11 protein-coding genes are annotated in these 12,535 nt (G+C 64.4%); 7 read left to right on the plus strand and 4 right to left on the minus strand.

Translation table 11 applies throughout. The annotated features are described in order from the left end of the window. Positions 1 to 13 precede the first annotated feature (13 nt). Positions 14 to 2,191 (minus strand): phosphocholine-specific phospholipase C, encoded by a 2,178-nt coding sequence (locus tag V6M89_RS02465; RefSeq protein ID WP_332851660.1) that lies wholly within the window; start codon positions 2,189 to 2,191, stop codon positions 14 to 16. A 233-nt stretch (positions 2,192 to 2,424) separates the two neighbouring features. Between V6M89_RS02465 and V6M89_RS02470 the strand changes: the two genes are divergently transcribed. Further along, complete coding sequence (locus V6M89_RS02470) at positions 2,425 to 4,788, plus strand: S53 family peptidase (RefSeq protein ID WP_332851661.1); 2,364 nt, start codon at positions 2,425 to 2,427, stop codon at positions 4,786 to 4,788. A 19-nt stretch (positions 4,789 to 4,807) separates the two neighbouring features. Here the strand turns inward: V6M89_RS02470 and V6M89_RS02475 are convergent, their stop codons facing one another. The 3 genes from V6M89_RS02475 to V6M89_RS02485 all read right to left on the minus strand — a co-directional run bounded on the left by V6M89_RS02475 (position 4,808) and on the right by V6M89_RS02485 (position 8,797). Continuing rightward, on the minus strand, positions 4,808 to 6,196 hold the full coding sequence (locus V6M89_RS02475; RefSeq protein ID WP_332851662.1) for an efflux transporter outer membrane subunit: 1,389 nt from the start codon (positions 6,194 to 6,196) through the stop codon (positions 4,808 to 4,810). A 10-nt stretch (positions 6,197 to 6,206) separates the two neighbouring features. After that, positions 6,207 to 7,484: an efflux RND transporter periplasmic adaptor subunit gene (locus V6M89_RS02480; RefSeq protein WP_332851663.1), complete on the minus strand. Its 1,278-nt coding sequence runs from the start codon at positions 7,482 to 7,484 to the stop codon at positions 6,207 to 6,209. Between the two features lie 119 nt (positions 7,485 to 7,603). Beyond that, positions 7,604 to 8,797, minus strand: a complete 1,194-nt coding sequence (locus V6M89_RS02485; protein ID WP_332851664.1) for a DJ-1/PfpI family protein — start codon at positions 8,795 to 8,797, stop codon at positions 7,604 to 7,606. Positions 8,798 to 8,879: 82 nt separating this feature from the next. Between V6M89_RS02485 and V6M89_RS02490 the strand changes: the two genes are divergently transcribed. The 6 genes from V6M89_RS02490 to V6M89_RS02515 all read left to right on the plus strand — a co-directional run bounded on the left by V6M89_RS02490 (position 8,880) and on the right by V6M89_RS02515 (position 12,404). Beyond that, positions 8,880 to 10,016 carry a sensor histidine kinase gene (locus V6M89_RS02490; protein ID WP_332851665.1) on the plus strand — a complete coding sequence of 379 codons (1,137 nt, stop codon included), beginning with the start codon at positions 8,880 to 8,882 and terminating at the stop codon, positions 10,014 to 10,016. After that, positions 10,016 to 10,729 (plus strand): LytR/AlgR family response regulator transcription factor, encoded by a 714-nt coding sequence (locus V6M89_RS02495; protein WP_332851666.1) that lies wholly within the window; start codon positions 10,016 to 10,018, stop codon positions 10,727 to 10,729. Before V6M89_RS02490 ends, V6M89_RS02495 begins: the two co-directional genes overlap by 1 nt. Positions 10,730 to 10,847: 118 nt before the next feature. Continuing rightward, positions 10,848 to 11,108 carry a hypothetical protein gene (locus tag V6M89_RS02500; RefSeq protein WP_332851667.1) on the plus strand — a complete coding sequence of 87 codons (261 nt, stop codon included), beginning with the start codon at positions 10,848 to 10,850 and terminating at the stop codon, positions 11,106 to 11,108. A 30-nt stretch (positions 11,109 to 11,138) separates the two neighbouring features. After that, positions 11,139 to 11,354, plus strand: a complete 216-nt coding sequence (locus V6M89_RS02505) for a hypothetical protein (protein ID WP_116988858.1) — start codon at positions 11,139 to 11,141, stop codon at positions 11,352 to 11,354. Between the two features lie 44 nt (positions 11,355 to 11,398). Then, entirely contained in the window at positions 11,399 to 11,866 is a 468-nt protein-coding gene (locus V6M89_RS02510) for a group II truncated hemoglobin (RefSeq protein WP_332851668.1), read from the plus strand. 13 nt (positions 11,867 to 11,879) lie between these two features. Next, complete coding sequence (locus V6M89_RS02515; RefSeq protein ID WP_332851669.1) at positions 11,880 to 12,404, plus strand: protein tyrosine phosphatase family protein; 525 nt, start codon at positions 11,880 to 11,882, stop codon at positions 12,402 to 12,404. Positions 12,405 to 12,535: the final 131 nt, after the last annotated feature.

Raw genomic sequence — 12,535 nt, forward strand, 5'->3', positions numbered from 1 at the left:
CTCCTTATAAAAGTCAAATGACGCGGTACTGGTCAAGTTGGGCTGCCCCGCGCATCGCAGGGTCACTGATAGACGGCAAGCCGTTTTCCAGATGGCCGGCGAAGCGGCGCAACCAGCCCGGCAAGCCAGCCACACGCAGGCTGTAGTCGTACCAGTTGGAACTCGATGCCAGCGGAAGCCGGACCGCGCTCCTCGAACGTGCGACGACGCGCACTTCCAACGGCTTGTTCGCGTAATACTTGTTGGCGGTGAGTAGGAAGGTGCATGGCTGTGCGCCATTGTTGACCAGGTCAATGACCAACTCGCCGGCGCTGCGTTCGGCGCGAATGCTGATTTCCGGCCATGCAGCGTTGCCGTCACCGCGCACGTCCCCAACGATGTGGCGATGAAAGCCGTTCGGTCCCAGTACCCAGAGATCGTAGGCAGATGCGGTGTTCCAGCGGCCTGTGAGCTGTTTGCCAGGTTCGACCGTATAGCGGCGCGGGACCTGGTCCAACGCCAGGCGGTCGTACACATGAAACACCGCCCCGGCTTCGCCCAGGTTGTCGAATCTGAGTTCCACCTGGCCGCCTCCGACCGGCACCTGTGCCTGCACCTGGAGTTCGTAGGGCAGGGCGCGTGCCGGACGCACGCCGGCAGCCTGGACGGGGGCCGTCAGGGAGGTCGGCGTTGCGGGTACCTTGGTGTTTGGCAGGCTCAGCGCCATCGAACGCCGCGCGGCCGTTTCCGGCAGCAGTTGCGTGAACCCGTTGTCGTTCGGGTTGGCGAAGTCGAAACAGGACAACAGGTTGCCGCTCACCGCACGGCGCCACGGGCTGATCAGCGGCTCGCGCACACCGAAACGCGCCTCGATGAAACGCACCACCGATGTGTGGTCGAAGACCTGCGAATTCACCCAGCCGCCCTTGGTCCACGGCGAGATCACATACATCGGAACGCGCGGCCCGAGACCGTAGGGGCGATGGTGCGTACGTGCATCGGCGCCGTTGAGCACGTGATGGTATTCGCCGGTCGTGTCGACGGACGACGCGCCGGCGAGCTGCGACTGCGCCGGATTGCTGTTGTAACTCGTGTACGCAGGGACCGCCGGCGGTGGCATGTGGTCGAAGAAGCCGTCGTTCTCGTCGAAGTTGATGAGCAGGACCGTCTTGCTCCAGCTCTCGGGATTGGCGGTCAGGGCGTCCAGCACGCGCGCGATGTAGTCGGCGCCCGACGCGGGACTGGAGGGACCCGGGTGTTCGGAGCCTTCGGCGGTCGCGACGACCCAGCTGACCTGCGGCAGGCGGTTGGCCAGCACGTCGGCCTTGAGCAGGTCGATGTCACGCGTCGTGGTGCCGCGATCGCGCAGGGATTGCGAGTAGCCCGGCCGGCGATACCACGCGTTGCGGAACGAGCGGAATCCCGCCAGCGAGTTATCGGTGAAGTTGTCCGCCATGTTCTGGTAAACCTGCCACTTGATACCCGCCGCTTCGAGTCGCTCCGGATAGGTGGTCCACAAGTAGTCGGTCGACATGTCCGGATTGAAGTCGTCGCGGCTGTTGTCAGTCGATGGGCCGCCTGCGGCCGCCTGGGGATCGTTGTGACCGCTGAACAGAAACAGCCGGTTGGTGTTGGTACCGGTCTGGGTTGCGCAGTGATAGTGGTCGCAGATGGTAAAGGCACGCGCGAGTGAGAACTGGAAGGGAATGTCGGCGTCGGCGTAATAGCCCATCGCGTGGTTCTGCTTGACCGTGCACCAGTCGTTCATGCGTCCGTGGTCCCACGCCAGCTGGGCGTCGAGCCAGGCATGTGGCGTCCCGGCCACGCGCATGACTGGAAAGTCCTGCACCGTGTTGAGCCGGAACGGCGCGATGGCGCTGCCCTGCGGCCAGTTGGGCCGGCCAGGCACCGGCGCCCCGCCGACAGAGCGCTGCACGAAGACCGATTTGCGATTGAACAGATTTTGCCGGTCCATCACCGGAATCGGGAAGGGATCACCGAATCCCCTTACTCCTTCCATGGTGCCAAAGTAATGGTCGAAACTGCGGTTCTCCTGCGTCAGCACGACGATATGCTCAACATCCTGCAGGCTGCGAGTGCGCTGGTTGGCGGGGAGGGCGAGCGCCTTTTGGATGGACGGCGGAAAGGTCGCAAGCACGGCACTTGCGCCGGCCGACTTGCCCATTTTGCGGAGGAAGTCACGTCGGCTCATGCACGCACCTGCGTGCGCGCGAGCGCGAATTTGAAAATATGCATTTGATTGATCCAGTCGATTGTCGGGAAAACATGAAAACTGTAGGCATGCAGGCAATAATTTACGTAACAACGATGAAATGTTGATGACATGGCATGCAATTGATAGCACTTCGCTTAGTCGGTGACTTGCAATGCCTAAATAATGTGCGATAATTTCCGTACGGATACAAAATGGCGGCGCCAAGGCAGATGATGAAGAATCAATATTTAACAAAATTCAACGCATCTGCGGTTGCGCTGCCGGCGCTCGCGCTGTGTACGGCTGCCCTGTTGAGCGCATGCGGCGGGGGCGCCACTGACAACTCGGCTGAACCGCGTCTGGTACAGGGCGCGGCTCCGCTCGCAACCGGCTCGACCACGCTGGTGCTGGATCCCGCCACGCTGCCGGCCGAAGACGCCCAGCGCATGGCGCTGCCGTCGTTCCACATGGCCCCGGTCGAACTGCAGGCGCCGGACGACCATGCCGACAGCGCCACCGCGCCGGTGCACGCGCAGGCTGTCCCGACTGAATTTCAGAACCTGTCGACTCGCCGCCTGACCATGCAGGCGCTGCGTGGCCGTCACCTGGAAGCCATGCGGAGTCTGAGCCCGGAAGCGGCCGCAGCGCCGGCAGCCTCCGGCAGCGTGGTGGCGACCTACACTCCGGCCCAGATCCGCGCCGCTTATGGCTTGCCGGCGCTGCCGGCGGCCGGCAGCGCATTGACGGCGGCCCAGGCGGCCCAGCTGGGCGCCGGCCAGACCATCTACATCCTCGACGCCTACCATGACCCGAACGTGGCCGCCGAACTGGCCGCGTTCAACACCAAATTCAGCCTGCCGGCCTGCACCACCAAGACCATCGCTCCTGCGGCCAGCCTGCCGTTGGCCGCCGCCTCCACCAGCGGCTGCGAACTGGCCGTGGTGTACAGCACCGCCGGCGGCGCCATGACCGCGACCCAGCCCTCGTACGACGCCGGCTGGGCCAGCGAAATCACGCTCGACGTGCAGTGGGCGCACGCCACCGCGCCACTGGCCCGCATCGTGCTGATCGAAACCGCCGATCCAAGCTACAACAATCTGCTGGGCGGCGCCAAGCTGGCCAACGCGATGGGGCCGGGTATCGTCTCGATGAGTTTTGGCGGCGCTGAAAGTAGCGGCACCGTCTCCTCCGACAGCGTATTCGCCGCCGCCGGCATGACCTATCTGGCCGCCACCGGCGACTCCGGCGCGGGCGTGTCGTGGCCAGCGGTCGCGCCGCATGTGCTGGCGGTCGGTGGCACCACGCTCAGCTACAGTGGCAGCGGACTGCGTTCCGAAGTGGCCTGGTCCGGCACCGGCGGCGGCGTCAGCCTGTACACGGCCACGCCGAGCTACCAGACCAACGCCGTGCCGGGCATGGGTACGCCCGCGCGCCGCACGGTGGCCGATGTCGCCTTCAATGCCAATCCGTCGTCCGGCCAGTACGTGGCGATGATCGCGCCCGGCAGCAGCACGGTGCGCTGGGGCAGCGTGGGCGGCACCAGCCTGTCGACGCCGCAATGGGCCGGCCTGATCGCGGTGGCCAACGCCACCCGCGCGCTGAACGGCAAGGCGGCAATCGGCGCGCCGCACGCGGCCCTGTACGGCGGGATCTCCTCCGTGCCGGGCAGCTACGCATCCTCCTTTGCCGATATCACCTCCGGCAGCCACGGCACATGCGCTGCCTGTACCGCCAAGACCGGCTACGACCAGTTGACCGGCCTGGGCACGCCGAATGTGTCCAGCCTATTGTCGACGCTGTCGGGCCTGACCGTCGCCGCCGCGCCGCAGGTGGGCTCGGCCAGCATCAAAGGCACGGTCGGGACAGCGTTGACGTTCACGATTTCCACCGTTGCGGCCAATGCGGTCAGCTATACGCTGACCGGGGCGCCGTCCGGCATGAGTGTCAGCAGCGCCGGCGTGGTCAGCTGGGCAGCGCCGGTGGCCGGGACCTACGCCGTCACCGTGACCGCCAAGGACAGCAAGACCGGCCTCAGCGGGCAGGGCGTGTACACCGTCGTCATCGCGCCGTTGTCGGCGCCGGTGCTGACTTCGGGCACCATCAGCGGCAAGGTGGGCGTGGCGTTGTCGTTCTCGGCGGCGGCCAGCAATGCCAATCCGGTCACCTACGCGCTGAGCGGCGCGCCGTCCGGCATGGCGATCAGCACTGCGGGCCTGGTCAGCTGGGCCAAGCCGGTGGCCGGCAGCTATTCCGTCACCGTCACCGCCAAGGACAGCAAGACCGGCTTGAGCGGCCAGGCCAAGTACACGGTGCAAATCACCGCCGGTGGCCCGGTGATCACGGCCGCGGCCATGACGGGCGTGGCGGGCAAGCCTATGACGGGCTTGATCACCATCGTCGACAATGGCGCCAGTTCGGTGTCGATCACGATCACCGGGGTACCGCTGGGGATGATGTTCCAGTCCAGCGGCCTGAGCGTTATGCCGTACTGGAACGCGCCGGTGGCCGGCAGCTATCAATTGAAGGTGGTGGTGACCGATAATGCCGGAGGCAGCGCCCAGCTGACGATCCCGGTGACGGTGACGGCGCGCTGATCGAAATTACAGACAACAGTCAGCTGGCCGTCCAGCCACCGCCCAGGGCTTTATACAGGGACACGGTGGCCTGCAGGCGCTTCAGCTTCAGTATTCCCAACTCATTTTGCACGTCCGACAGGTTGCGCTGGGTATCGAGCACGGTCATCAAGTCTTCCGCCCCCGCCTTGTAGCGGATCTCCGACAAATTGAAGGCAAGACGCGTCTGTTCCAGTTCGACCTGTTTCAGCTGACGCTGCTCATCGATGCTCCTGATCTGGCCTAGCACGGTGTCTACTTCCGCCAGCGCCGCGAGCACGGTCGAGCGATACGCCTTCACCAGCTCCTGTTTTTGTTCGATGGCCAGATCACGTTCGGTCCGCAGACGTCCGCCGTCGAAAATCGGCGCCATCAGCGAAGCGCCGACATTGGCGAACAAATTCTGGCCATTGAGCAGCGAGAGCAGGGCGCTGCTTTGCGTCCCCGTCGATCCGGTCAGGCGTATGCTGGGAAACAGTGCCGCGCGCGCCGCGTCCACGTTGGCGCTGGCCGCCGCCAACGTCGCTTCTGAACGGCGAATATCCGGCCGCCGCGACAGCAGTTCGGAGGGCAGGCCCGGCGTCACCTCGGGCAAGCTGATGGTGTCGAGTCCGCCATGCCCGATCCGGAAGGTTTGCGGCGGGCGACCGAGCAAGATGGCCAATGCCGATTGCGCTTCGCGTTCCTGTTGTTGCAAATCGGGAATCGTGGCATGTTGGCTGGCAACGGCGGAACGCTGGCGGGCCAGGTCGACCGACGTGGCGGCCCCCACGCTGCGCTGCGCCTCGACCAGCGACAGCACACGTTCGGCATTGCCGACGTTCTCGCGCGCCACGTCGAGGCGGTCGTGGAGCGACAGCACTTGCAGATAGGTCGACACAATGCCGCTCGTCACCGTCAAGGCGACGGTTTGCCGATCATAGAAATTGGCCCTCAGCGATGCCTCGGCCGCGGCGATGCCGGCCTTGCTCTTGCCCCAGAAATCAATTTCGTAAGACACTTGCAACAGGCCGCTGGACGACACATTGGCGTTGTGATGGCTGCCGAGCGGCAGATCCCGGCTGGCGCCTGCGGACACATCGACCGATGGCAGCAGGGCGACCCCCGCAATGCGGGCCTGAGCCTCTGCCTGGCGCACACGCGACAGCGCTGCGGCCAGTTCCAGATTGCCTTCTTGTCCCTCGCCTACCAGCTGGCACAGCTCGGCGCTGCCAAAATGTTGCCACCACTGGGCATCGGGCCATTCCTGGGCGCGCGCTTTATCCGCCTGCGACCAGCCGGCCGGCAAGTCGAGTGCCGGCGGCGCTTCCGCCACGGGAATCGTGTGCGCACAGCCTGCCAGCAGGACGCCGGCCAGACACAGCGAGGAGAACAGGGCGCGGCGCTTCATGGCGTTCCCATCAGCGCAGCGTGGCGCCACCGGCGCCCGCAGCGGCCGGCTTGGGCCGCAGCGCGACGGCCGGCGCCGGGCCGGCCAGCAATTGCTCGCCGGCTTCCAGGCCGGACAGCACTTGCACCTGCTGCTGATTGCGCACGCCAAGTTTCAGCTTGCGCGCATCGACCTGGCCGTTGGCGGTCAACACGTTGACCTCGCATAATTTCTCCGCATCGCACTTGCCCAGCAAGTTGAGCGGCAACAGCACCGCATCCCTGGCCTGCGCGACGATGAACTGCACCTGGGTAGTCATGCCGCTCATGAGCTCCTGCTCCGGATTGTTGACCTCGAACAGGACGTTGTAAAAAGTCTGCTTGCCCTGTTCGCCCGTGCCTTCGGCGGGCACCGGAAGTACCTGCCGCAGCTTGCCCGACCAGATGCGGCCAGGATAACCGGGCGTCTTGAAATTGGCCGGCATGCCGCGTCGCAGCAGCGTCACATCGATCTCGGCCACGCGTGCCTGCACCGTCATTTGTGTAAGATCCGCGATGCGCATCAAGGGCACGGCGGCTTGCCCGACACTCGCCGTTTGTCCGGGCCGCGCATTCACGGCGACCACGGTTCCGGAAATCGGCGCCAGCACCTGCGTGTGCTGGCGGCTCTCCTCATCGGATTTGAGCGTCGTCTCGAGCTGGTGGATCTGGGCGTTGATGGAGTCCACCCGGGCGCGGGCCGAAGACAGACTCATGCGGCTCGACTCGAAGCTTTCTTCGCGCGTGGCATTTTGCGCCTTGAGCTGGGTCTGGCGCTTGAACTGCAGCTCGGCAAAGTCCATCTGTGCCTGCTGGTCTGCCAGTTCGGCCTGCAGGCGCGCCATTTGAGCGCGATTGCTTGCCATCTGGTTTGCCTGGACCGCGGGCGACATTTCCATCACCACTTTGCCTTTTTGCACAGTATCTCCGACGGCAACCAGGACCTCTTTTACCTGGCCAGCCACCGGGATGTCCACGTCCGCGAATTGATGGAATTGCAGTTTTCCGATGGCGTCGACCGTTTGCTGCAGATCACCGCGCTGCACCGTCACGGTGTCCGCGGGCGGGTGCGGCAGCTCCGCCGTGGCAGCCGGCGGCGGCGCCTTCGGTGGTTGCGGCACTTGCGCCAGCACAACGCCGGCGTTGAGCGCCATCGCCAGCGCGCCGGCCGTCAGGCCGCCATGCCATCGGGACCAGGACGGGCCGGCAGCAACAGGGCGGCGAGCGCGTCCACCGGTCATCAGTTTTACATCGGGATAAGGCAGGTGCATGCGGTGGGTCCAACCAGGTCGTGACGCGACAAGTAAGGCCCCTCGCATCGTTAGAAACTGCGGGTATTCTAGCGCATTCATGCGCCGGCATCGCGCGCGACGCGCCAGAGCGCATCGTTCTACGCGCCCACCTGCTTGATCTTGATGGTCAGCCTGTAGACGGCCGGTGCGTCAGCGTCCTGGATTGCCATGGCCACCTGCCATGTCTTGCCTTTGCTGGTCTTGGTGAAGCTGCGGCCAAGCTTGCCGGCAGCGGGCAGCTCGCGCCAACCGGCCGCGCCCATCTTGATCGCGCTCTGGTCGAGGAAGTCCGAGCTGCCAGCCGCCAGTTCGATACGTCCGCCCACCTCCCATTGATTGACATCGCCAGCGTCGATCAGGCGTTCCCACATTGCGCCCTTGGGCACGAACTCGGCAACGTCGGGCATCTGATAGGCAGCCAGCTGGCCGAAGGCGAGCTTGCCTTCTTCGCGCCACTCGTATTCCATGCCGCGGGCGACACTTTCGGCCCGCAAAGCGCCCAGTTCGCGGTACACCATGTGCAGCGCGCCATCGATGCCCGAGGACAGTCCGCCGGTGGTGACGATCTTGCCGTTGTCGACATAGCGCCGGTCGTTGACCACCTTCGCCTTTGGAAACATCGCCGCCAGTTGTTCCGTCGCGCCGACGATGGTGGTCGCCGACTGCCCATCGAGCAAGCCGGCCTTGCCCATGATGAAGGCGCCGGTGCACACCGACAGCACGGCGCGGCTGTCGACGGCGCGCGCGCGTGTCCAGTCGAGTGCCTTGGGATCGCGGATGACGCTGCCCACGTCGCCGCCGGGGACGACCACAATGTCGGCCTGTGGCGCATGCTCAAGGTCGTAATCGGGCGTCATCTGCAAGCCCCAGGCCGAACGTACGCTGTTGGTGCTGCCGGCAACAGTAAAGATGGTGGCGCCGGACTGGCCGAACACTTCCATCGGGCCGGAATAGTCGATGTCCTGCACACCATTGAAGATCAACACGGCAACGCGCAGGCGCTGGGATTTATCGATCAATTCCATGCCGTCGGTGGGACATATCCCTGGCTTGTCATACTCGGCGACCGGATGGCCGGCCATGTGGGCGTGGCTGGCCATCTGGCAGACATAGACCGGCTTTTTCTGCGCGACCATGTCGGCCGCAGCGGCAGACGTTACCGCGCCACACAGCGCCAGCGCGCATGCCACGGCCATCATGCGGGCCGTGTGCCGCCGCGCGCGCGAAGGGGATGCGGCGCTTCCGGCGTGGACCGGGGCGCCAGTGTCGATGGCCGTTGGGAGGTGGTTCATGGTGATCCTGGAGCGGTAGTGAAGAGGCAACCAGTCTCCCATCGTCCAGGCGCCCGCGCGAGGGGCTTGGCTGCAGCCCGGCGTGGATTGGCTGCAAAGCCGTCCGGTGCGCCCCTGGTTCGCTTATGATGGGGCCATGAAAAGCGCACATGTTATATCGAAACTATGGTTGCAGATTGTTGCAGTCTGGCTGACCATCGCCCTGGTCGATGCGACCCAAACGGTGATCAGCATGCGCGCGATGGGCATGCACCACCTGTGGGCCACCCTGTTTATGGTGACAGCAGCCAGCTGGGCCGCGTGGCCCGTGTTCACTCCCGCCGTGCTCGTTTTACTGCAACGCTTGCGCCTGCCGTCCAGGTCGGCGCTGCCGTGGCTGGCGCATGCAGCGACCTGCGCCGTCATCTGCCTGGTTTGGGCCACGTGGGCCTCGCTGCTTGAACACCTGACCAACCCCTTGGCCAACCCCGCCGGTCCGACCGCGTTCTCAGTGCTCTGGTATCCGAAATTCTATGGCATGCTCATCGTCGGAGGAATACTGTATGGCGCCATCGTGGCGCTGAACCATACGGTCGAGGCCCACAATCGCCTGGCGCAGCAGCAGGCCGCGAGCGCGCGCATGGCTGAAGTGCTGGCGCAGGCGCAACTAGCCACGCTCAAACTCCAGCTGGAGCCGCATTTCGTTTTCAACTGTCTCAACGCGATCACCGGGCTGATACGCGAGGAGCGGGGCAACGATGCGATTGCGATGATCGCCGCGCTCGGCGACCTGTTGCGGCGGGTGACCGACCACTCCGACCGCCAATACGTTACGTTGGAAGACGAGATCACATTCCTGCGCAAGTACCTGGCGCTGCAGCAGATGCGTTTCGCCGAGCGCTTGCGCTACCATATCGACATTCCCGATCAGTTGCTGGCGGCCCGGGTGCCTGACTTTATCCTGCAACCACTGGTGGAAAACGCCATCAAGCACGGCATCGGCAAGCGCACCAAGGGCGGCGCGCTGCGCATCGGGGCGGCGCGCGCGGGCCCGGTTCTGACCCTGACCGTCTATAACGACGGTCCGCTTCTGCCTCCGGAGACAGGCGTTGGCGTGGGCTTGGGCAATACGCGGCAACGCCTGGCCGCGCTGTACGGCGGCGCGCAGACGTTCGCGCTCAAGAACCGTGACGAGCTGGGCGTGCTTGCCACAATTACCCTGCCATATCGTGAGGATTGATGGATCACAGCACCGTTGCACTGCGCGCCCTGATTGTCGACGACGAGCCGCTCGCGCGCAGCAATATCGCCGCGCTGCTGGCGCGTGACGCCGGAATACAGCTGGTCGGCCAATGCGGTTCTGCCGAGGACGCCATGGCCGCGATTGCCGCCTGCAAGCCGGACCTGGTTTTTCTGGATGTGGAAATGCCCGAGTGCGACGGTTTCGAACTGCTCGACCGTCTCGGGCCGGTGCTGCCGTTTGCCATCGTCTTCGTTACCGCCCATCACCAATTCGCCTTGCGCGCTTTCGAGGTGGGCGCGCTCGACTACTTAATGAAACCGTTCGACGACCAGCGCTTCCAGCGCGTGCTGGAACGGGTCAAGGAGCGCCTGCGGATTCCCGGCGCCAGCCAACGGTTCATGGTCAGGAATGGCAATGTGCTCGACGTGGTCAAGTACGCAGACGTCGACTGGATTGAAGCGAGCGATTATTACTCGACCCTGCATGCCGGCGGGCGTGCCCATATGTTGCGCCGCAGCCTGGCCGATCTGGAGGTGTTGCTGGCGCCCTTTGGCTTCTGCCGGATTCATCGCTCGGCCATCGTCAATCTCGACCGCATCCGTGCGCTGGAGCTGTGTCCGGACGGCGAATATGAAATCGTCCTTGACAGCACGCAGCGCCTGCGCATGAGCAGGCGGTACCGCAAACCCGTTATGGATCGGCTGGCCTAGCGAAGGCTGGCGGCGACGGCTGCTGGCGCGGTCTGAGCTTGAGCGGGCCGCGACCGATGGGACGTTCGCGCTGCATGTACTCGGGGCCGCGCTGGCTATCGTCTGCGGCTACCTGGCGATGATCGTCGCCGGCCTGTACGCCCACAGGCTTGGGGCTTCGACGGCTTATCGGAATTTCAGCGTGGGCATCAGCGTCCTGGGAATCGCCTCGCTGGCGATACTCATGGCCACCACCACCGGCAGCTCGACGGACATCCTGGTCCCGACGGGGCCCTGGGATGGAGCATGGGAGCGCGGTGGCTGCTACGCGCTCATCATCTGGGAACTCGTCACCGGCGTGTCGCTGCTCGTGGCCGGTACGGTCCCACCAGTACAATAGGGGGTGTTCCATATTTTAAAGGCCATCGCAATGTTGAATGACTTGCTCGAAGAAATGCTGTTCTGCGAATTCATGCTGGTGTGCGAATCGCATGACTGCCGCGCGTTTTTTGAATTCGAAGAAGTCGCCAACGATCCCATGGACGAGTGGGCCAAGCGGGCGGCGGTGGCGGCGAGGGCGTGCGGTTGGACGATAGGCCGCACGGGACTGGTGAAATGCGCAAAATGTGCCGCGCGCGTTGATTGACCTGCTACCCTATGATGCCTTAGACCGCATTTGAAAGGTTCAGCATGTCCGAAAACATTCCTACGCTGTACGAATGGCTGGGCGGTATCGATGCCCTGCGTCGTCTGACCTCGCGCTTCTACGAGCATGTCAAGCAAGATACCTTGCTGGGCCCTGTGTTTGCCCATATGGGCGGCGATCATCCGGCGCACGTTGCCGCTTTTCTTGCCGAGGTGCTGGGTGGGCCCACCACCTACTCCGAGCAGTACGGAGGGCACCCGCACATGATTCAGCAGCATCTCAACCGGCATCTGGTCCAGGAGCAGCGGCGCCGATGGGTTGCGCTGCTGCTGGAAACAGCCGATGAGTTGGGCATGCCCGACGATCCGGAATTCCGCTCGGCGCTGGTTGGCTATCTAGAGTGGGGTTCGCGCCTGGCTGTCATCAACTCGCAGCCGGGGGCGCAAGCCGATCAGGACGCGCCCATGCCCAAGTGGGGCTGGGGCGAAGTCAAGGGACCATATCGTGGTTAAAACGAGGCGTGCGATGGTGGTGCTCACGCTGCTCACCGGCCTGCTGGCAGGTGGCGTGATTTCGGCGGCGGATGTGGTGATCGCGGCGCCGAACGTGGTCGCGATCTCGCCACAGCTCGTCACATCCGGCCAGCCAAGCGCAGAGGCACTGGCCGGCTTGGCCGCGCAGGGGTTTGGAGCAGTCATCTACCTGGCGCCGCTGACCGTGCCGGACGCCATTGCTGGTGAAGCGGAGATCGTTCGCAAGCAGGGCCTTGAGTTCATCAATATTCCTATCCGCTTCGGCAATCCCACCGAGGCCGACTTCCAGTCGTTCGTGGCTGCCATGCGGCGACTGGGTGATCGCAAAGTCCTGGTCCATTGCCAGGTCAATATGCGCGCATCCAGCATGACCTTCCTGTATCGCGCCATCGTCCTGCACGAGAAGCCCGAGCTGGCGTATGAATCGGTCGCGCGGGTGTGGTCGCCGGAGGGGCCTTGGAAGAGCTTGCTGGTGTCCCAGCTACGAAAAGCGGGTATTCAGTTTGAGCCGTATTGAAGAGGCGGGCTGTGGCGAGCGGCATTATGCAAATCACCAACCGGCTTAACGAAATGTAGCAACGGTCCCGTCGGCTATGCCGGATGCGCAGCGCAGGTGCTAGCATCCGGCAATAATCAGACCAGGAGACC

It is taken from the genome of Duganella sp. S19_KUP01_CR8 (genome assembly GCF_036688705.1).
In the GTDB taxonomy this organism is placed as follows: domain Bacteria; phylum Pseudomonadota; class Gammaproteobacteria; order Burkholderiales; family Burkholderiaceae_D; genus Rugamonas.